Here is an 18,665-nt window from a genome sequence, read left to right as displayed (position 1 = left end):
TGGCGTCATGCCTGACACTTCTTGATAATTCCCCCACTTCCTACTGCCCGCCAAGAGAACCGCATGAACGCCCCCACTCTCAGCCGCGCCATGATCCTGCTGATGGCCACCGCCACCGGCCTGGCCGTGGCCAGCAACTACTACGCCCAACCGCTGCTGCACAGCATCGCCCAGCAGTTTGGCCTGAGCACTGCCAGCGCCGGCAGTATCGTCATTGCCGCACAGCTCAGCTATGGCGCCGGCCTGTTGCTACTGGCGCCGCTGGGTGACCTCTTCGAGCAGCGCCGGCTGATCACCGTGATGACCGCCATTGCCACGTTAGGGCTGGTCATCAGTGCATGTGCGCCGAGCCTGCCCTGGCTGATCCTCGGCACGGCGCTGACCGGGCTGTTCTCGGTGGTGGCGCAGATTCTGGTGCCCATGGCCGCGACCCTCAGCGAGCCGCATCAGCGTGGGCGCGCAGTCGGTACGCTGATGAGCGGCCTGCTGCTGGGCATCCTGCTGGCACGTACTGCTGCCGGTTTTATGGCCGAACTGGGCGGCTGGCGCAGCATCTACGTGTTGGCCGCTGTGCTGATGGCGGTCACCGCGGTGGCGCTGTACCGCAGCCTGCCGCAGCATCACAGCCATGCCGGGCTGAAGTACCCGGCACTGATCGGCTCGGTGTTCCGCCTGTTCATTGAAGAACCGGTCCTGCGCCTGCGCTCGCTGCTCGGCCTGCTGGCGTTCAGCCTGTTCGCCCTGTTCTGGACGCCCCTGGCCTTTTTGCTGACCAAGGGCCCCTACCACTACTCCGATGCAGTGATCGGCCTGTTCGGCCTGGCCGGTGCAGCCGGTGCGCTGTCGGCGAACTGGGCAGGGCGCCTGGCCGACCGCGGCAAAGGCGCGCTGGGTACCACCGTGGGCCTGGTGGTGTTGCTGCTGTCGTGGGTGCCGCTGGGCTTTGCCCAGCAGTCATTGCTGGCCCTGCTGCTGGGCGTGCTGATGCTCGACCTGGCGGTACAACTGGTGCACGTGAGCAATCAGAACGCAGTGATTGCCCTACGCCCCGAGGCACGTACGCGGCTGAACGCCGGGTATATCACCTGCTATTTCATTGGCGGGGCGCTGGGGTCATTGCTGGGCACGCAGTTGTTCCAGTACCAGGGCTGGATGGGCATTGTGGCGGCGGGCCTGGTGATTGGCGGGCTGGCGTTGCTGGTGTGGGGCCTGGCAGAGCGTAAGCGCAAGAACACCTTGCAGGTGGCCTGAATGACTCTTGCTGGCCTCTTCGCGGGCACGCCCGCTCCCACAGGTGCATCACAAACCTCAGGGCAGTGACAAGCCTGTGGGAGCGGGCGTGCCCGCGAAGAGGCCATTAGCCACGGCGACAATGCACCGCACGACCCTCCGTCGCATGGTCGTTGACTTGCCAGGCCAGGCAGCGCCCATTAGGCGCTGGTCAATGCCCTTTCCTGACAGGACGACTTTATGACAAGACTCACGGTGCAATCCGGCGATTTCTTGCAAGGTGAAGGCGAGTATCGCAACGGATCGCTCACACTCAAGACCCCGCGCAGCCCGTCACCGGGTGAGCGGATTTCCCTGGCCCGCATCAGCGACCTCCGGCTGGCCAGCCTGGAAACCAGCCGCAGCCTGGGCAGCGCCCTGGGCTGGGGTGTGGCGGGGGCCCTGGTGGCCGGGCCGGTGGGCTTGCTTGCCGGGCTGTGGCTAGGCGGCAAGGAGCAAGAAGCTACCTTCCTGGCCACCTTCAAGGATGGTCGCAAGCTCATGGCGATTACCGACGGCAAAACCTGGTCGAAGATCGATGACAGTTGGCGGCAGCACAAGCACCCTGCCAACCAGGGCTGAATATCGCGGGGCCTGGATCGTTTTATGCTGAGGGCGGCTGTTAAGATGCCGCCTTTTTCATGGCCTGTGCCGGCCTCTTCGCGGGTTTACCCGCGAAGAGGCCGGCACAGGTGTGCGCATCCAGGAGCCCCGCATGCCCCCGCGTCACCCCCGCCTGCCCCTGAGCCTGCTCAGCCTGGGCCTGGCCCTGCATTGCCCCCATGTGCTCGCCGAAAACAGCGTGGTGCTGGCCCCGCTGCAGGTGTCCGACACCTACGGCGACGACGGCTATCAGGCACACCAGGCCGCAGTGGGCGGCTTCCAGCCCGCGCCCTTGCTTGATACCCCTGCCGCCATCAGCGTTTTCAGCCAGCAACTGCTTGAAGACCGGCAGGTGCGCCAGCTAAGCGAAGTGCTGCAAAGCGACGCCTCGGTTGGCGAAAGCTATGCCCCCATCGGCTACTACGAAAACTTCAACGTGAGGGGCTTCGAGCTTAACGCCGCCAGCAGCTACCGTATCAACGGCCAGACCATTGCCGGCGAGCAGAACGTGGCCCTGGAAAACAAACAGCAAGTCGAGTTGCTAAAGGGCCTGTCCGGGCTGCAAAGCGGCGTTTCAGAGCCGGGTGGCCTGGTCAACTACGTGACCAAGCGCGCCGAGGATGTGCGTAGCGTCACGCTGTCGACCAACGCACAGGGCGAACGCTACCTGGCCACCGACCTGGGTGGCTGGTTCGGCAGCGAAAAACAGTTCGGCCTGCGTGCCAACCTGGCCCATGAGGACATCCGCTCGTATGTCGACCATGCGGATGGCAAGCGTGACTTCGCCTCGCTGGCCTTCGACTGGCAGATCAACCCGGATGCCACCCTGCAACTGGATGCCGAATACCAGCACCGCGAACAGCGCTCGGTGCCGGGTTACCAACTGCTGGGCGGCACCGCAGTGCCTCATGGCATCGACCCGGACGATCGTTTGGCGTACCAGCACTGGGCCAAACCCGTGCAGAACGACTCGCTGAACCTGGGCGGGCGCTTCGAGTACCGCTTCAACGAGGCCTGGACCGGCACCTTGAGTGCCTCGCGCAGCAAGGTGGTGATCGACGATTACAGCGCGTTTGCCTGGGGTTCGAGCGAAGGCGCGTTCTTTGCCGGCAATGGCGACTACGACATCTACGACTTCCGCAGCCCCGACGACACCCGCCGCACCGATGAAGCACAGGCCATGCTCAACGGGCACTTCGATGCGCTGGGCGTGGGGCATGAACTGACCGTGGGCACCAGCGCGCAGCGGCGCACGCTGGATCAACGGCCGTACTACAACGAGTGGCTGGGTACCGGCAACATCTACACCGGCGCCCCCGCCTTCGACCCGTCCGACAAAGCTGTCGGCGCCAGCGAACGCCGCCTGGACAGCCGTCAGTACGGCCTGTTCGTCAGCGACCGCATCAGCTTCAACGAACAGTGGCAGACCGTGCTGGGCGCCCGTGAAGTGCGCCTGGATGAAAAGACCTGGGACGAGAACGGTGTTGCCGGGCGCCATACCCGCCAATATGAGTTGCTGCCCAATGCTGCACTTATCTACAAGCCGCAGCCAGATACCACGGTATACGCCAGCTACGCCCAGGGCCTGTCTGCCGGCGGCACGGCACCCTGGTTTGCCAGCAACGCTGCCGAAATCCTCGCCCCCACAACCTCACACCAACTGGAACTGGGCCTCAAGCACGACTGGCAAGGCCTGAGCCTCAGCGCCGCGCTGTTCCAGATCCGCCAGGCCTACCAGTACGCACGCCCGGACGGTGCTGGCAACTTCACCTACGTGCAGCAAGGCCAGCAGAAAAACACCGGCCTGGAGCTGGGTGCCAGCGGCTGGGTAACCCGCAACTTGCAGGTACAGGCCAGCGCCGCAGCCATTCGTGCGCGGGTGAAAAACAGCGGTACCGATGCCTATGAAGGCCATCAGGCAATCAATGTGCCCAGGTTCCGGGCAGCACTGCACGCGCAATACACGCTGCCGGTACCGGGGCTGGCCCTGTTGGGCGGGGCGCGCTACAGCGCCAGCAAGTATGCGAGCCAGGCGGGCAATGTGGAGGTTGGCGGGTACACCGTGTTCGATGTAGGGAGCCGGTATCGTACGCGCATTGGCGGGTATGACACGGTGCTGCGCCTGACCGTGGATAACGTGTTCGACAAACGCTATTGGCGCGATGTGGGGGACTATCTGGGGGATAACTACCTGTTCCAGGGGGCGCCACGTACCGCTCGGCTTTCGGCTTCGGTCAGCTTTTAAGATCTTGGGGCCGCTTTGCGTCGCGATGGGCTGCAAAGCAGCCCCAAAGGCCCAAATACAAAAAGCCCCCGTGCTTTTCAGCGCGGGGGCTCTTCGTAGAATGTGGCGGTGAAGAAGGGATTTGAACCCTTGATACGATTTCTCGTATACACACTTTCCAGGCGTGCTCCTTCGACCACTCGGACACTTCACCGTTTCTCTTCAAGCCTTGCGGCCCGTCGAGGTGCGCTAATTTAGTGAAAGACATTCCCTTTGGCAAGCACTTTTTTCAAATTTTTCATGTATTTGCATTTGGCACGCGGTGAACGCTGACCGACCAGTCAGCCTTGCTGCTTTACCTGGCCTCTGGCGCTGGGTAACGTCGTCGCCACGCCAACAAAAGGACTCTGCCATGAGCGAGCTGATTAACTACCACGCCGAAGACGGCATCGCCACCCTGACCCTGAACAACGGCAAGGTCAACGCCATCTCGCCGGACGTCATCACCGCCTTCAACGCCGCGCTCGACCGCGCGATCGAAGCGCGCGCAGTGGTGATCATCACCGGGCAGCCAGGCATCCTGTCGGGTGGTTACGACCTCAAGGTGATGACCAGCGGCCCGCAAGAGGCAATCAGCCTCGTCACCGCCGGCTCTACCCTCGCCCGCCGCCTGCTGTCGCACCCGTTCCCGGTGGTGGTCGCCTGCCCGGGCAATGCCGTGGCCAAGGGCGCTTTCCTGCTGCTGTCGGCCGATTACCGCATTGGCGTCGAAGGCCCGTACAAGGTGTGCCTGAACGAAGTGCAGATCGGCATGACCATGCACCATGCCGGTATCGAACTGGCCCGCGACCGCCTGCGCCGCTCAGCCTTCCACCGCTCGGTGATCAATGCCGAGGTATTCGACCCACACGCGGCGGTCGATGCCGGCTTCCTCGACAAAGTGGTGCCGGCCGAGCAGTTGCAGGAAGCGGCACTGGCGGCGGCGCGTGAATTGAAGAAGCTGAACATGCTGGCGCACAAGAACACCAAGCTGAAAGTGCGTAAAGGCCTGCTGGAGGCCCTGGACAAGGCGATCGAGCTGGACCAGCAGCATATGGGCTAGGCCCACCGGCCTCTGTGGGAGCGGGCTTGCCCCGCGAAGCAGGCAACGCGTTGCACGGCACCGGCTCCGCCGGTGTTCGCGGGGCAAGCCTGCTGCCACCGTCAGCAAGGCGCAGCAACAAGGTTTGCCCGAACCAGTGCACATCCGTACACTCCCCGGCGACTGTCTGGTGTGAGTCGTACCATGCTTTATTCCTTGCGCATGCTTCTGCTGGCGCTGCATTTCCTTGTGGTTGGCGTCGTGGGCCTGGTCATCGGCCTGTGCCGCCCCTTCAACCCCGACAACAGCCGCATATTCGCCCACCTCTACAGCCGCCCGGCCACCAGACTGCTGCGCATCAAGGTCAAGGCCGAGGTCGGCCCGCTATGGGATCAGCCCCCCGGTTGCGTGATCATCGCCAACCACCAATCCAACTTCGACCTGTTCGTGCTCGGCCAGGTCGTGCCACGACGCACCGTTGCCATCGGCAAGAAAAGCCTGGGCTGGGTTCCGTTGTTCGGCCAGCTGTTCTGGCTGGGCGGCAACGTGCTGATCGACCGCAAGAACAGCTACCAGGCACGCAAGGCCCTGCAGAAAACCACCCGCGTGCTGCAGGACGATACCTCGATCTGGGTGTTCCCCGAAGGCACACGCAACCCTGGTGAACACTTGCTGGCATTCAAGAAAGGCGCTTTTCACATGGCCATCGAGGCCGGCGTGCCGATTGTGCCGGTATGCGTCAGCCGCTATGCCAAACGCATGGGCCTGAACAGCTGGCGCCAGCGCACGGTAGTCGTCCGTTCGCTGCCGCCCATTACAACCGCCGGCATGACCCAACGGGACATCCCGGCGCTGATCGAGCAGTGCCGGGTGCAGATGCAGCAATGCATCGACCGCATGGAACACGAGCTGGCCTGAAGCCGGTTGCTCTTGGGCCGGGTACGGCCCAAGCTGTACCCCGTGTTCAACCGGAATAAGCAGGCAACCATGGGTCGAGTCGTGGCATCGGCGGTGTACAGCGCCGGCAGAAAGGTCACCAACATCAGCATCGACGAAGGCAGCGAGTGGGCGCGCAAGCCGGGGCACTTTGTGTGGATTGGCCTGGAAGAGCCCAACGCCGAGGAACTGGCCAACCTGCAATGCCAGTTCAACCTGCACGAGCTGGCCATCGAAGACGCCCTGGAAAAGCACAGCCGGCCCAAACTGGAAACCTTCGGCGACGCGCTGTTCATCGTCACCTACTCGCCAGTGCGCCATGAAGGCAAGCTGGAGTTCATCGAAACGCATATCTTTGCCGGCAACGGCTACATCATCACGTGCCGCAATGGCCACTCCAAATCCTATGCCCTGGTGCGCCAGCGCTGCGAGGCGCGGCCGCTGCTGCTGGAGCACGGTGAAGATTTTGTGCTGTACGCCCTGCTCGACTTCGTCACCGAGAACTACCAGCCGGTCAGCGAGGCCATTCATGGTGAAATCGAGGAGTTGGAGCAAAGCGTGCTCGGCGGTTCGTTGCAGGAGGATGACATCCGCCGCCTGCACAGCCTGCGCCGCGACATCCTGCGCCTGCGCCGCTATGTGGCGCCGATGGTGGAAGTGAGCGAGGAGTTGCAGCGCCTGAGCTTTCCGTTTATCGACAAGAACATGCGCCCGTATTTTCGTGATGTGCAGATTCACGTGACCCGGCAGATGGAAGACCTGGCCGGCATCCGCGACATCGCCAGCCAGACCATCGAGATCGGCATGCTGCTGGAGTCGTCACGGCAGAGCATCGTGCAACGCAAATTCGCGGCCTGGGCGGCGATTCTGGCTTTCCCTACAGCGATTGCGGGGATTTACGGGATGAACTTCCAGAACATGCCGGAGCTGGGGTGGCACTATGGATACTTCGGGGTACTGGGGGTGATCGTGCTGGGATGTACGGGGTTGTTTGCCAGCTTCAAGAAGTCTGGCTGGCTCTGAGATTGCCGGGGCCGCTTTGCGGCCCCCGCCACTACGCCGCGTTATGCTTGCTCACCGGCTGCTGGATAAAGCGCATCATCCACTCCCCCACCAGGTCGCCCTGGTGCTCGGTGGCCAGGCTGGCCACCGCCTTGTGGTACACCTCATCCCCCAGGTATTCCTGGCGGGCATCCAGCAGCGCGCGTGAATAGTCGTGCACGAACTCCGGGTGGCCCTGGAAGCACAGCACCTGGTCGCGGATGTGGTACGCCGCATTCGGGCAGAAATCGCTTGAAGCAATCACCGTGGCGCCTTCCGGCAGTTCGGTCACCTGGTCCTGGTGGCTGATCAGCAAGGTCAGCTCCGACACCTCCGGGTCCATCCACGGCGCATGGGCCGCCAGCGAGTAGCGATGGATGCCCACGCCCCAGCCCTTCTCCGCCCGCTCGGCCTTGCCACCCAAGGTCAGCGCCAGCAACTGATGGCCAAAACACACCCCCAGCAGCTTCTCGCCACGCTCGTAAAGCTTCAGCAAGTAGGCCCTGAGCGTCTGGATCCAGGCATCTGTACCGAACGAATCGGCCTTGCTGCCCGTCACAAGGTAGGCATCGAACACTTCATTCTCGGCGGGATAGTCGCCGTGCATCACGTTGTAGACACGAAATTCGGCGGCAATCGGCTGACGCGAGAAAAGCTGCTCGAACATCCTGCCGTAGCCCTGGTACTGCGCCGTCAACTCCGGTCGCAGGACATCGGTTTCAAGGATGCAGATGCGTAACGACATAGGGGTAGTCCTGAACGACATGGGTGGGAATCTGCTGTAGAGACTGACGCGAAAGACACGTACAAGCAAGTAGGCTGCACTGACGAACGGTCACATTTCGTCGGTACCCGCTTTGTGCTTGCGCCCCTGTCTAGTCAGAGCATGCCAGCCAGATGGCACATGGCCTCATAGCTAACTGAAATCAATGAACCACACAATTAGAACAAAGGGTTCTCAAACATGCATCACACACACCCTACTGTTGGATGTATATCCACTTTCAAGAGGCATGCAGTTCAGGCGCCAAGCGTCGCCACTGTGATCGACCCGAAGCGCGACAAGGAAGCCAACGGGTATTCAGGAATAACAACAAGAAGGCGGTCCGCCATGTTCAGACAATCAAAAATTCGCCAAGCTGGGCTCATTCTCTTTGCCACGACATTGCTGTTGATATTGCCGAACCTGACACGTTTATTCGGCTGACCCTTTCGGTGGCGCCAACGGGCAGTGCACAGGTAACCTGCCGGCCTTGATGGTCGGAGATTACCCATGCGCCACTGCCTTGCACTGTTTGCGTTGTTCCTGAGCCTGCCGCTGTCGGCGGCGCAACTGCACCTTGAGCTGGGCGCCAGCGCGCGCCAGTGGAGCAGCGCCGAACTGCTCGGCCACCCGCAGGCCCGGGATATCAGCGTCGATCAGGATGTGTCATACAAACGCCCCATGCACTATCGGGCGGTGCCATTGGCCACGCTGCTGGAAGGCGTAAGCCCCGCTGATCACCTGCAGGCCGTGGCACGGGATGGCTTTGCCGCCGAAATGCCCGCCGCACCGCTGCTGCAGCCAGGGCCGGCACGGGCCTGGTTGGCCATAGAGGACCCCGACAAACCGTGGCCGGCATTGGGCAAGGGCAAACCCAGCGCGGGGCCGTTCTACCTGGTGTGGACTCAGCCGCAAGCGAGCGGCATTCGCCCGGAGCAGTGGCCGTTCCAGATTTCCACCCTTCGTAAACTGGACGCTGTCGAGACGCGCTTCCCGGCCTTGCTGCCCGATCCGAAGTTGCCAGCCGATAGCCCGGTGCGCCAGGGCTTTGCCTTGTTTCAGCAGAACTGCATGGCGTGCCACCGCCTTAACGGTGCGGGGGATGCGCAAATGGGGCCGGATTTGAACATGCCGCACAACCCGACCGAGTATTTCCAGCCGGGTTATCTGCGCCAATTGATTCGCAACCCGCAAAGCCTAAGGCAGTGGCCGCAGGCAAAGATGCCGGGGTTTGCTGAAAACGTGCTGAGTGAACAAGACCTGGATGCGTTGCTGGCTTATCTGGGGCATATGGCTGGGCGCAAGCCTTGAGGGCTTCTTCGCGGCTTCACCCGCGAAGAAGGCAACGGAAAACCTTCAGGCAGTCTGCCGTTCGTGCTTGACTCCCCACCCTTCCACCTCCCCCCCATAAGGTGTCACCAACTGCTCGAACGCCTCTTCAAAGTCGCCAATCCCGCCATAGGTCGCATACATGACCTTGCTCAGTTCCAGGTGCCAGGCACCGTCGCCCAGCTCTTTCACCTGGGCATTGAGCGATTCGCCACGAAACTGCCCGGCGGCGCGGCGGGCACCTGCTTCATCGGGGAATACGGCATAGAACTCGATGGGGTGGATCTGGGTGAAGTCGAAACCGCCTGCCTTCATCTGGCGCAGGACGTTGCTGCTGATATCGTCGTTCTGGCTGCTCATGAATCGTCCTCCTGAATAACGCAATGGATAGACTTTCCGTGCACTACGCACCTGCCGGCAATCAATGGCCGAGCAGTTCGAGCTGATGCAAGACGCGAATTGAAACGGCGCCTACCCGCAGAATGGCAGGCACCTTTCATCATCGTAGCGCTTGAACAGGCACCACGCAAACGTGTGGGTCAGGGCGCTTCGTGAATACTGGTGATGGTCACCCCGCTATGCTCCTTGAGCCAGCGGGCGGTCGGGGAAATGGTGCGGTCCTGGAAGTCGTTGAGGTCCAGCTCGTCCATCACCGGGAACAGCTGCGAACGGATGGCCCGCGCGGCTTCCTCCTCGCTGGGACGGTGCTCGGTCCGCAGCATCAGGGTGGACGGTTCGCCTTTTTGATCGGCAAAGATGACTTCCCACTCTTTCATTGAACAAGTCCTCCCAATCCAGATACACCACGGTGTGATGCCTGATCAACTGACCTTGGGGCCGGGAGAATGTTCAGTCTGTAAAGGCCTCTTCGCGGGGCAAGCCCGCTCCCACAGAGATATCAACGGCGGGTTTGCGATGATTTCCCTGTGGGAGCGGGCTTGCCCCGCGAATGGGCCGCAACGCGGCCGCTTTTGCAGCCTTACTTCGGCGTGCCGTGCACGACACCGGCGGTGTTATCCAGCAGGCTCTTGGTCGCCGTCTGGATATACGCTTCCAGCTTTTTCAGCATTTCTGGCTGGTCCGGGCTTTCAATCAGTTCGGCCTTGAACTCGCTGCCCAACTGATAGCGGTACATGCGCGGGGTCATGTCCTTGGACTCGATCAGGATGCGGTCGCCTTGCACCAGGCCGACGATCTGCTCGCTGCCCGACGGCTTGATCATGCCCACGCCCTGGTCACCCTCAGGCAGGTTGAGCAGATCACGCCCCCAGCACTGGTGGCGGGCCTTGCCACCCAGGCGGCCCATGATGGTCGGCACGATGTCGACCTGGGTGCCCACGGTGTGGTTCACCGCACCAAACTTCTCCTGAATGCCCGGGGCAATCAGCAGCAGCGGCACGTTGAAACGGCCCAGGTCCAGTTCGGTGACTTGCTGGTGGTTGCCAAAGCCATGGTCGCCGACGATGACGAACAGGGTTTCCTTGAAGTATGGCTCTTTACGCGCCTTCTCGAAGAACTGGCCCAGCGCCCAGTCCGAATAGCGCATGGCAGTGAGGTGCTCGTCCAGGCGGCCTTGCCCGGTGACCTTCTCGACCGGCAGGTCTTTGGGCAGCGCGTATGGGGTGTGGTTGGAAAGCGTCTGCAGCAGCGCGTAGATCGGTTTCTTGCCGTCGTGCTTGGCCAGCTCCTCGTTGCCGCGGTCGAACATGTCCTGGTCGGACACGCCCCAGGTCGGGTCGGAGAACACCGGGTTGACGAAGTCGTTACGGCCAATGAAGGTGGTCATGCCCTGGTTGCCGAAGAACCCGGACTGGTTGTCCCAGGCAAAATCGCCGTTGTAGACGTACACGTCGTCGTAATCACGGGCGCTCAACAGTGCCGGCAGGCCCGACAGCTTGTGGCCGCCTTCCGGGGTCTGCATCAGGTATTCGAAGCCTGGCAGGTTGGGGAAGCAGGCCATGGTGGCGAACATACCTTGATGGGTATGGGTGCCGTTGGAGAAGAAGCGGTCGAACAGCAGGCCTTCTTTGGCCAGCTTGTCGAAGTACGGGGTAATGTTGTTGGGGCTGCCCAGTGCGCCTACCGAGTGGCCGGCGAAGCTTTCCATCAGGATCACTACCACGTTCTTGATCGGCAGGGTGCGCTCGGCCGGCGGCACGAAGTCGCGGCGGATGGCAGCCTCGTCGGCATCGACCAGGGTGTCGTGTGCCGTCAGCAGTTGCTCGCGCACGCTTTGCGTGGCCACGTTCTGCTCCAGTACCGGCTTCCAGATGTTGGCGCGGTCTTCGCCGAAGCGGCTCTTGGCAGCGTCGATCAGGGTCAGGGTGCCGTTCAGGCCTAACTGGTTGACGAAGTTGGAGTCAGTGGTAAACGCATCACCCCAGCGCATTGGCGGGCCTTGGCGCAGGGTGCCACGGGCAGCGACCACGGCCACCAGCAGAATCACCATGAACACCGCCAGGCGGTTGTACCATGGGGCAACCCGGTGCAGGCCTTCGCCACGGGTCGCGCGGTCGATGCCCTTGAACAGCAGGCTCAGCAGCCAGGTACCGAAGGCCCAGGCCAGCAGGTAGCGCACCACCGGGAAACCGTACCAGAGCATGCTCATGACGGTTTTCGGGTCTTCCTTGATGTACTGGAACACCAGGCCGTTAAGGCGCTGGTGGAACTCGCGGTAGAAGTCCATCTCCATCAGGCCGAGGAACATTACCACGCTCGAGGCAAGGGTCAGCCAGAAGCGGAACACCCCACGCCGGGCCATGGCCCAAGGGCTTAGGATGGCCAGCAGCAGCGGGATGCTGAGGTACACCACCACGCGCAGGTCGAAGCGCAAGCCGTTGAAGAAGCCTTCGGCAACGGTGGAATACGGGGTATCACCGATCATGTCGCTGTTGTAGACCAGCAGCGCCAGGCGCACCAGGCTGAGCATCAGCATGATCACCAGCCCGCTGAGCAGCGTGTAGGCCAGGTGGGATTTCAGGGTCGGCGAAAACGACGTTCGCGCGCCCTGTTGCTTCAAGGCGTCCGTGTTAGCCATGAATGGGGAGGTCCTAGGATTGCGGTTTGCGAAGAGGCGATGGCGCTAGACCAACGCAGCATTGTGCGGGTGCGGATTCTGTTTAAACCAATGTGAAAATTTTGTCACTGGGATGTTGCGGCTTTTGTCTGTGCCGGCCTCTTCGCGGGCTTGCCCGCTCCCACAGGAGCCCCACAACTCTTGAGAGCGGCGCAGTACCTGTGGGAGCGGGCGAGCCCGCGAAAAGACCGGCACAGGCGTTCAGATGCGCACGTTCCCCCGCGGCCCGGCAATTGCCCAGATCACCAGCCCTACCACCGGCAACAGTGCGATCAGCAAGATCCACAACACTTTGACACCCACCTCGCTGCCACTCTTGATGACATTGAGGATGGCCCAGATATCCAGCGCCAGAATGATCAGCCCGACGAGGCTGTTGAAGGTAGACCCCATGCCTAAACTCCTGTCCAGAGGCTTTGCTGCACAGCATAGCCAGCTATCGCACCAATAGAAGGGAATCCTTGGCCGTTGGCACAGGTCCCTGAGTAGACTGACTGCAATAACTGATTCGAGGTTCGCATGCCCCCCGCACACAGCCAAAGCGCCGCCCCACTTTCACTGCTGCACGCCTGGCGTCAGCAGGTGGCCCACACCCCTTGGCTCAGCGCCGGCCTGGGGCTGAGCCTGCTGGCAGTGATCGCACTGCTGGTGGCCAGCTTCTGGAACGCGGTGAACGGCGACCATGCCGATAACCTGCACCTGGCCGTGCTAGGCGGGTTGTCCGGCTTTGGCGCCACCGCGTTGGGTGCAGTGCTGGCGGTAGTGCTGCGCGATGTCAGCGCCCGCACCCAGGACGTGATGCTTGGCTTTGCCGCCGGCATGATGCTGGCGGCCAGTTCGTTTTCACTGATTCTGCCGGGCCTGGACGCCGCCCGCGAGATCACCGGCAACGGCCCGGCTGCGGCCTTTACCGTAGTGCTGGGCATGGCGCTGGGCGTATTGCTGATGCTGGGCCTGGACCGGTTCACCCCGCACGAGCACGAAAGCACCGGCCCATGCGGCCCCGAGGCCGAGCGTATCAGCCGGGTATGGCTGTTCGTGCTGGCGATCACGTTGCACAACCTGCCTGAAGGCATGGCGATTGGCGTGAGCTTCGCCAATGGCGACATGAACATCGGCCTGCCGCTGACCAGCGCCATCGCCATCCAGGACATCCCTGAGGGGCTGGCCGTGGCGCTGGCCCTGCGCGCTACCGGGCTTTCGAACATGAAAGCCGCGCTGGTGGCGATAGGGTCTGGGCTGATGGAGCCGCTGGGGGCGGTGATCGGGCTGGGGATTTCGACCGGCTTTGCCCTCGCCTACCCGATCAGCATGGGGCTGGCGGCGGGGGCGATGATCTTTGTGGTGAGCCACGAGGTCATCCCCGAGACCCACCGCAATGGGCACCAGACGGCGGCGACCCTTGGGTTGATGGGTGGCTTCGGCGTGATGATGTTTCTGGATACCGCGCTGGGCTGAGGTTTTGCGGTTGCCTGTGCCGGCCTCTTCGCGGGCTTGCCCGCGAAGAGGCAAACGACGAAATCAGATGTGCACGGCGACTTTCAGGGCTTCCAGGGCCGGCTCGACCTTGATGCCCAGCGCTGCACCCAGTTCCAGCACGCGCGCCAGGTCGTTCTGCCCCACCATCACCACCTGCAGCTCGTCATCCAGCAACTGGCTGAAGTTCAGCAACACATAACCACCGGCTTCTTTGTTCAGTGCGCCCATCTGCACCTGAATGCGGTTGAGCGCGGTCAGTGGCTCGGTGCGGGCCAGTTGCTTGGGCTTGAGGGTGAACGGCACGCTGCTGTCGAACGAGTCGCTGATCTGCTGGAACAGGTCCTGATAGCTGTCAGCCTGGAACACTACAGTGTCCGGCAAGCTGCCCAGCACCACCCATTCGCCCAGCGGGATGGGGAAGCTGTCGTCGTAGTTGATGTCGGGGTTGGCGGCCAGGAAAGCGGCCGGGTCGGCGTAGGCCTGGGCGGCCTCGTCGGCGATGCGCTCGATGTCGGCCTCACGCATGCAGCCGGCGCCAATGAGGCTGATGAATTCGAGCAACTGAGTTTTCATGAAAGGGGGCCTGCGACGGGTGAAAAGTCGCCAAGGATAGCCGCAAATGCCCCCGGGCGGTTAGCCGGCAAGCGTTTGCAAGCGTGCGGCTGTGTCCACCGCGCCCATGGTTTGCGCGGCCATCAGCGCGGTGGCGCCGCGGGCATCCTGGCGAGTCGGGTCGGCGCCTTGGGCCAACAGGTACTCGAGGATTTCGCTGCGGTTGAACATGGCCGCCAGCATTAATGCGGTGCGGCCGTCCTGCGCTGCGGCATCGACTGGCACGCCGTGCTCCAGCAGCAGGCGGATCATCGCCAAATCCCCCTTGAACGCGGCACCGGCAATCGGCAACTGGCCGTTGTCGTTGGCAATCAGCGGGTCGGCGCCCTGCGCCAGGAGCACGCGCACCGCGTCGTGGTGGCCGTGGTAGCTGGCCAGCATCAGCAGGGTATCGCCTTTGTGGTTACGCAGGTTGGCCGGCAGGCCGCTGGCAAGCAGGCGACCTAGCATTTCAGCATCCCCCTGGCGGGCACGTTCGAACACTTGCTCGGCGAACGCAGCAGTTTCGTCGTCGGTCATTGTGGCTGGCGCGGTGTGGCTGGACATCGGGAACCTCCTGGCATAAATGATTGCCCAAGTGTTTGTCAGGCACGCCATTGTGGTCAAAGGTTCAGATTCTATAGGGCCAATAGCTAAAGCCGGACCCGTGCAAAATGCACTGTGCAAAATGCACGACCATGCAACCTGCACGGCACCGCTTCTTCAAATACCTATTAAGTGACTGTTTTTACTGGGTTTTTTCTGAAATCAAGTTCTGGCACGGTCGCTGCAATCATCAACTCATGTCTGCCACACTAGCCAGGAGTTGATATGGACCTCATCCAGCAAAAGTTCGTCTCGGTATTTTCGGCCTATCAGGTGACTACCCAGGCACGCCCTGATGGCGGCGTACTGTTGACCCTGCGTGCCGCTGACAACAAAGTCACCCGCCGGGTGCTGACCTATGCGCAGCTGCACAACGCAGAGCAACTGTCCTGGGCGATCAGCGCCATCCGCCGTGACCTGGCTGAACAGGCCAGCGAGTTGCCAGTGATTACCATGCTGCAGAGCCAGCAACGGTTTGCCCTGCCGACCTATCGCTGAGCTTGGTGGTGTTGCTAGTGGCCCCATCGCCGGCAAGCCAGCCCCCACATTGACCACGTCGGCCTCAAGGCCTGCGCATAACCTGTGGGAGCTGGCTTGCCGGCGATAGGGCCTACCCAGCAATTAAAGCTCGTCAATCCCCATGAACGCCCGCGCAGTCACATCTCCGGTGAATCGCGCTTGCGCGCCCTGCTCGCTGCCATACAAACGCAACGCCAGGCAAAAAGGCGTCGCGCCCAGTTCTACCCAGCGCCGTGTTCCCGCCGGCACTACCAGCTGGTCACCCTTCTCGCACAGCACCGAATACACCCAGTCGCCCAGCCGCAGGCCAACCTGCGCCCTCCCGCTGACCACGGCAAACACCTCGTCGGCCTCATGCACATGCTCATCGCGCACATCGACTTGCAGCGCGTCTTCACCGTCACGGTTCAACAACACGTAGGCTTTGCTGCCGTGTGCAGTCATCAACTGGTCCAGATACTCACGGCTGAGCTCCAGTGCCTCACCGTCGGCCGTGCCAGGCCGCACCCGCAGGCCAGGCTCGCAATGGGAAAAATGCACGCCCTGCTCGGCAAGGGTCGCGGCGATATCGTCGTGGTGGGTCAGCACCTTGTTCGGCAGTTCCGGGCTGGCGGGGTGAAAAACGCTGAGAATGCTCATCAGGGGCGGGTCCTGGTCGGTTGCGAACAAAGGGCAATGATAACGGCTGCAGCCAAGGCTGCGGCACTGGCCATACCAAAGGTGAAGGTGGGGCCCAGCAGTTTCCAGCTGTAGCCCGAATATAATGCCCCCAGTGCACCGCCGGTGCCCGACAGCGCCGCGTACAACGCCTGGCCCTGGCCCTGCTGGCGGGCGCCGAAACTGGCCTGGACGAACGCGATGCTGGCAGCGTGAAAGCAACCGAAGGTGGCCGCGTGCAGCAGCTGGGCGAAGATCAGCACGGCCGGTGCCTCGGCCAGGTTGCCCAGCAGCAACCAGCGCAAAGCCGCCAGCAAAAAGCTGACCAGCAAAACGCGTTGCACACTGAAGCGCGCAAATAGCCGGCTCATCACCATGAACATCAGCACTTCGGCCACCACCCCCAGCGCCCACAGCAGGCCGATGGCACTGCGGCTGTAACCCAGGTGCTCCAGGTGCAGGGTAAGGAAGGTGTAGTACGGCCCATGGCTGAGCTGCATCAGCGCCACGCAGGCGTAGAACGCGACCACCCCCGGGGCCCGCAACTGCTGCAGGAAGCCGCCGGCGCCTTTGCGCTCGCCCTGCTCCACCGGCTGGGCGTTTGGCACCCACAGGCTGGCAGCGACAATACCGGCCATGATCGTGACCAGGGCCACCGGGTAGATGTCCAGGCTCAGCCATTCGAACAGGCGGCCCAGGCCAACCACCGTGAGGATGAAGCCGATAGAGCCCCACAGGCGCACCTGGCTGTAGCGCGACGTTTGCCCGTGCAGGTGGGCCAGGGTGATGACCTCGAACTGCGGCAGCACCGCGTGCCAGAAGAACGCGTGCAGGGCCATCACCAGCGCCAGCCACGCGTAGCTTTTGCCGAAGAAGATCAGGGCGAAGGTGGCCAGGGTGGACAACGCGCCCAGGCGCACGATCAACAAGCGCTGGCCGGTACGGTCGCCCAGCCAGCCCCACAGGTTGGGGGCGATGCAGCGCATCAGCATGGGAATGGCCACCAGCTCGCCGATACGCGCCGGGGAGAAGCCCAGGTGGTCGAAGTACAGGGCCAGGAAGGGGGCGGTGGAGCCTAGCAGGGCGAAGTAGAACAGGTAGAAGCTGGACAGGCGCCAGTAGGGGATGGGTTGCATGGATTTACCGTCTGAACCGGCACCACCCTGTAGGCGCAGCCTTGTGCTGCGAAAGGGCCGATGTCGCCATAGAGATGTGTGCTAGCTGCACCGGCCCTTTCGCAGCACGAGGCTGCTGCTGCAAAGAGCGGGCCGGCGCAAGCAACACGGTCAGAGCTGGCCCAGCACCGGGGTGGTTACCTTCACATCGGCATTCTGCGCACGGTGGCGCAGCAGGTGGTCCATCAGCGCGATGGCCATCATCGCCTCGGCGATCGGCGTGGCGCGGATGCCCACGCACGGGTCGTGGCGGCCTTTGGTGATGACGTCCACCGGGTTGCCGTCGATGTCGATCGAGCGACCCGGGGTGGTGATGCTGGAAGTCGGCTTCAGCGCCAGGTGGGCAACGATCGGCTGGCCCGAGGAAATGCCGCCCAGGATGCCACCTGCGTTATTGCTGAGGAAGCCTTGCGGGGTCAGCTCGTCACGGTGCTCGGTACCGCGCTGGGCCACGCTGGCGAAGCCGGCGCCGATTTCCACGCCTTTGACCGCGTTGATGCTCATCAGCGCATGGGCCAGCTCGGCATCGAGGCGGTCGAAGATCGGCTCGCCCAGGCCAGGCATCACACCCTCGGCGACCACGGTGATCTTGGCACCTACAGAGTCCTGGTCACGGCGCAGTTGGTCCATGTAGGCCTCCAGCTCCGGCACCTTGTCCGGGTCGGGGCTGAAGAAGGCGTTCTGCTCCACCGATTCCCAGGTCTTGAACGGGATTTCAATCGGACCCAGCTGGCTCATGTAGCCACGTACGGTGATGCCCTGGGTGGCCAGGTACTTCTTGGCGATGGCACCAGCAGCCACGCGCATGGCGGTTTCGCGGGCCGAACTGCGGCCACCGCCGCGATAGTCGCGGATACCGTATTTGTGGTGGTAGGTGTAGTCGGCGTGGGCCGGGCGGAACAGGTCCTTGATGGCCGAGTAGTCCTTGGACTTCTGGTCGGTGTTGCGGATCAGCAAGCCGATCGAGCAGCCAGTGGTGCGGCCTTCGAACACGCCGGAGAGGATTTCCACCTCATCGGCTTCCTGGCGCTGGGTGGTGTGCCGGCTGGTGCCAGGCTTGCGCCGGTCGAGGTCGTGCTGCAGGTCGGCCAGGGAAATTTCAAGGCCCGGTGGGCATCCATCGACAATGGCGACCAACGCCGGGCCATGGCTTTCGCCAGCGGTGGTGACAGTGAACAGCTTGCCGTAGGTATTGCCGGACATGGGCGCTCCGCGAGTTCTGCCTGAAATGGACGAAAGCGGCAGTATACAGATGGATTGGTTGTCTGTACTGGCCCTATCGCCGGCAAGCCAGCGATGGGGCCGATCCTGCAACA

At 62.6% G+C, this 18,665-nt stretch carries 19 protein-coding genes and 1 tRNA gene; 9 read left to right on the top strand and 11 right to left on the bottom strand.

The features are described 5' to 3' along the window. Positions 1–63 precede the first annotated feature (63 nt). From OZ911_RS06835 to OZ911_RS06825, 3 genes are all read left to right on the top strand, one after another. Positions 64–1,251: an MFS transporter gene (locus tag OZ911_RS06835; RefSeq protein ID WP_023048856.1), complete on the top strand. Its 1,188-nt coding sequence runs from the start codon at positions 64–66 to the stop codon at positions 1,249–1,251. 219 nt (positions 1,252–1,470) lie between these two features. After that, positions 1,471–1,851 carry a hypothetical protein gene (locus OZ911_RS06830; protein WP_016485432.1) on the top strand — a complete coding sequence of 127 codons (381 nt, stop codon included), beginning with the start codon at positions 1,471–1,473 and terminating at the stop codon, positions 1,849–1,851. Positions 1,852–1,984: 133 nt separating this feature from the next. After that, complete coding sequence (locus OZ911_RS06825; protein ID WP_023048855.1) at positions 1,985–4,117, top strand: TonB-dependent siderophore receptor; 2,133 nt, start codon at positions 1,985–1,987, stop codon at positions 4,115–4,117. A gap of 103 nt (positions 4,118–4,220) precedes the next feature. Here the strand turns inward: OZ911_RS06825 and OZ911_RS06820 are convergent. Further along, positions 4,221–4,310: transfer RNA gene (locus OZ911_RS06820), tRNA-Ser, on the bottom strand. Positions 4,311–4,508: 198 nt separating this feature from the next. Between OZ911_RS06820 and OZ911_RS06815 the strand changes: the two genes are divergently transcribed. The 3 genes from OZ911_RS06815 (at position 4,509) to OZ911_RS06805 (ending at position 7,136) form a co-directional block, all read left to right on the top strand. After that, positions 4,509–5,198 (top strand): crotonase/enoyl-CoA hydratase family protein, encoded by a 690-nt coding sequence (locus OZ911_RS06815; RefSeq protein WP_023048854.1) that lies wholly within the window; start codon positions 4,509–4,511, stop codon positions 5,196–5,198. 183 nt (positions 5,199–5,381) lie between these two features. Then, positions 5,382–6,095 carry a lysophospholipid acyltransferase family protein gene (locus OZ911_RS06810; RefSeq protein ID WP_016485429.1) on the top strand — a complete coding sequence of 238 codons (714 nt, stop codon included), beginning with the start codon at positions 5,382–5,384 and terminating at the stop codon, positions 6,093–6,095. Between the two features lie 69 nt (positions 6,096–6,164). Continuing rightward, positions 6,165–7,136 carry a magnesium and cobalt transport protein CorA gene (locus OZ911_RS06805; RefSeq protein ID WP_024717731.1) on the top strand — a complete coding sequence of 324 codons (972 nt, stop codon included), beginning with the start codon at positions 6,165–6,167 and terminating at the stop codon, positions 7,134–7,136. Positions 7,137–7,167: 31 nt separating this feature from the next. Here OZ911_RS06805 and OZ911_RS06800 read toward each other — a convergent pair whose 3' ends face one another. Next, a complete protein-coding gene (locus tag OZ911_RS06800) occupies positions 7,168–7,899 on the bottom strand; it encodes an amidotransferase (RefSeq protein WP_023048853.1) in 732 nt (243 codons plus the stop codon). Between the two features lie 528 nt (positions 7,900–8,427). Between OZ911_RS06800 and OZ911_RS06795 the strand changes: the two genes are divergently transcribed. Next, positions 8,428–9,228, top strand: coding sequence for a cytochrome c (locus OZ911_RS06795; protein ID WP_023048852.1), 801 nt, complete (start codon positions 8,428–8,430; stop codon positions 9,226–9,228). A 45-nt stretch (positions 9,229–9,273) separates the two neighbouring features. On the opposite strand, the gene OZ911_RS06790 is transcribed toward OZ911_RS06795, so the two are convergent. From OZ911_RS06790 to OZ911_RS06775, 4 genes are all read right to left on the bottom strand, one after another. Next, positions 9,274–9,606 (bottom strand): ribonuclease E inhibitor RraB, encoded by a 333-nt coding sequence (locus tag OZ911_RS06790; RefSeq protein ID WP_016485425.1) that lies wholly within the window; start codon positions 9,604–9,606, stop codon positions 9,274–9,276. Positions 9,607–9,785: 179 nt separating this feature from the next. Continuing rightward, the gene (locus OZ911_RS06785; RefSeq protein WP_016485424.1) at positions 9,786–10,022 is read right to left on the bottom strand and encodes a hypothetical protein; all 237 of its coding nucleotides are present in this window, start codon (positions 10,020–10,022) and stop codon (positions 9,786–9,788) included. Positions 10,023–10,225: 203 nt separating this feature from the next. Next, positions 10,226–12,283 (bottom strand): LTA synthase family protein, encoded by a 2,058-nt coding sequence (locus OZ911_RS06780; RefSeq protein ID WP_023047701.1) that lies wholly within the window; start codon positions 12,281–12,283, stop codon positions 10,226–10,228. Positions 12,284–12,523: 240 nt separating this feature from the next. Further along, positions 12,524–12,715, bottom strand: a complete 192-nt coding sequence (locus tag OZ911_RS06775) for a PLDc N-terminal domain-containing protein (RefSeq protein ID WP_016485422.1) — start codon at positions 12,713–12,715, stop codon at positions 12,524–12,526. Between the two features lie 126 nt (positions 12,716–12,841). Between OZ911_RS06775 and OZ911_RS06770 the strand changes: the two genes are divergently transcribed. Then, positions 12,842–13,780 (top strand): ZIP family metal transporter, encoded by a 939-nt coding sequence (locus tag OZ911_RS06770; protein ID WP_016485421.1) that lies wholly within the window; start codon positions 12,842–12,844, stop codon positions 13,778–13,780. Positions 13,781–13,843: 63 nt separating this feature from the next. Here the strand turns inward: OZ911_RS06770 and OZ911_RS06765 are convergent, their stop codons facing one another. Continuing rightward, positions 13,844–14,374, bottom strand: a complete 531-nt coding sequence (locus tag OZ911_RS06765; RefSeq protein WP_016485420.1) for a hypothetical protein — start codon at positions 14,372–14,374, stop codon at positions 13,844–13,846. 60 nt (positions 14,375–14,434) lie between these two features. Continuing rightward, entirely contained in the window at positions 14,435–14,959 is a 525-nt protein-coding gene (locus tag OZ911_RS06760; RefSeq protein ID WP_016485419.1) for an ankyrin repeat domain-containing protein, read from the bottom strand. Positions 14,960–15,223: 264 nt separating this feature from the next. On the opposite strand from OZ911_RS06760, the gene OZ911_RS06755 reads away from it, so the two are divergent. Continuing rightward, positions 15,224–15,496 carry a DUF3509 domain-containing protein gene (locus tag OZ911_RS06755; protein WP_016485418.1) on the top strand — a complete coding sequence of 91 codons (273 nt, stop codon included), beginning with the start codon at positions 15,224–15,226 and terminating at the stop codon, positions 15,494–15,496. Between the two features lie 123 nt (positions 15,497–15,619). On the opposite strand, the gene OZ911_RS06750 is transcribed toward OZ911_RS06755, so the two are convergent. The 3 genes from OZ911_RS06750 to aroC form a co-directional block, all read right to left on the bottom strand. Continuing rightward, positions 15,620–16,156, bottom strand: a complete 537-nt coding sequence (locus OZ911_RS06750; RefSeq protein WP_023047702.1) for an oxidase — start codon at positions 16,154–16,156, stop codon at positions 15,620–15,622. Beyond that, complete coding sequence (locus OZ911_RS06745; protein ID WP_016485416.1) at positions 16,156–17,310, bottom strand: MFS transporter; 1,155 nt, start codon at positions 17,308–17,310, stop codon at positions 16,156–16,158. The genes OZ911_RS06750 and OZ911_RS06745 overlap by 1 nt, the downstream gene beginning before the upstream one ends. Before the next feature lie 150 nt (positions 17,311–17,460). Further along, positions 17,461–18,552, bottom strand: a complete 1,092-nt coding sequence (aroC, locus tag OZ911_RS06740; RefSeq protein ID WP_016485415.1) for a chorismate synthase — start codon at positions 18,550–18,552, stop codon at positions 17,461–17,463. Positions 18,553–18,665: the final 113 nt, after the last annotated feature.

The organism is Pseudomonas fortuita (assembly GCF_026898135.2).
In the GTDB taxonomy this organism is placed as follows: domain Bacteria; phylum Pseudomonadota; class Gammaproteobacteria; order Pseudomonadales; family Pseudomonadaceae; genus Aquipseudomonas; species Aquipseudomonas fortuita.
Note: the sequence above shows the minus strand (reverse complement) of the source record. Positions and strands in the feature narration are given on the sequence as shown.

Bases quoted from the DNA above. Each gene is read 5' to 3' on its own strand.
- OZ911_RS06835 (WP_023048856.1), top strand. From the start codon at position 64: ATGAACGCCCCCACTCTCAGCCGCGCCATGATCCTGCTGATGGCCACC.
- OZ911_RS06755 (WP_016485418.1), top strand. From the start codon at position 15,224: ATGGACCTCATCCAGCAAAAGTTCGTCTCGGTATTTTCGGCCTATCAG.
- aroC (WP_016485415.1), bottom strand. From the start codon at position 18,552: ATGTCCGGCAATACCTACGGCAAGCTGTTCACTGTCACCACCGCTGGC.
- OZ911_RS06765 (WP_016485420.1), bottom strand. From the start codon at position 14,374: ATGAAAACTCAGTTGCTCGAATTCATCAGCCTCATTGGCGCCGGCTGC.
- OZ911_RS06825 (WP_023048855.1), top strand. From the start codon at position 1,985: ATGCCCCCGCGTCACCCCCGCCTGCCCCTGAGCCTGCTCAGCCTGGGC.
- OZ911_RS06805 (WP_024717731.1), top strand. From the start codon at position 6,165: ATGGGTCGAGTCGTGGCATCGGCGGTGTACAGCGCCGGCAGAAAGGTC.
- OZ911_RS06830 (WP_016485432.1), top strand. From the start codon at position 1,471: ATGACAAGACTCACGGTGCAATCCGGCGATTTCTTGCAAGGTGAAGGC.
- OZ911_RS06745 (WP_016485416.1), bottom strand. From the start codon at position 17,310: ATGCAACCCATCCCCTACTGGCGCCTGTCCAGCTTCTACCTGTTCTAC.
- OZ911_RS06775 (WP_016485422.1), bottom strand. From the start codon at position 12,715: ATGGGGTCTACCTTCAACAGCCTCGTCGGGCTGATCATTCTGGCGCTG.
- OZ911_RS06800 (WP_023048853.1), bottom strand. From the start codon at position 7,899: ATGTCGTTACGCATCTGCATCCTTGAAACCGATGTCCTGCGACCGGAG.
- OZ911_RS06790 (WP_016485425.1), bottom strand. From the start codon at position 9,606: ATGAGCAGCCAGAACGACGATATCAGCAGCAACGTCCTGCGCCAGATG.
- OZ911_RS06780 (WP_023047701.1), bottom strand. From the start codon at position 12,283: ATGGCTAACACGGACGCCTTGAAGCAACAGGGCGCGCGAACGTCGTTT.
- OZ911_RS06795 (WP_023048852.1), top strand. From the start codon at position 8,428: ATGCGCCACTGCCTTGCACTGTTTGCGTTGTTCCTGAGCCTGCCGCTG.
- OZ911_RS06810 (WP_016485429.1), top strand. From the start codon at position 5,382: ATGCTTTATTCCTTGCGCATGCTTCTGCTGGCGCTGCATTTCCTTGTG.
- OZ911_RS06785 (WP_016485424.1), bottom strand. From the start codon at position 10,022: ATGAAAGAGTGGGAAGTCATCTTTGCCGATCAAAAAGGCGAACCGTCC.
- OZ911_RS06750 (WP_023047702.1), bottom strand. From the start codon at position 16,156: ATGAGCATTCTCAGCGTTTTTCACCCCGCCAGCCCGGAACTGCCGAAC.
- OZ911_RS06770 (WP_016485421.1), top strand. From the start codon at position 12,842: ATGCCCCCCGCACACAGCCAAAGCGCCGCCCCACTTTCACTGCTGCAC.
- OZ911_RS06815 (WP_023048854.1), top strand. From the start codon at position 4,509: ATGAGCGAGCTGATTAACTACCACGCCGAAGACGGCATCGCCACCCTG.
- OZ911_RS06760 (WP_016485419.1), bottom strand. From the start codon at position 14,959: ATGTCCAGCCACACCGCGCCAGCCACAATGACCGACGACGAAACTGCT.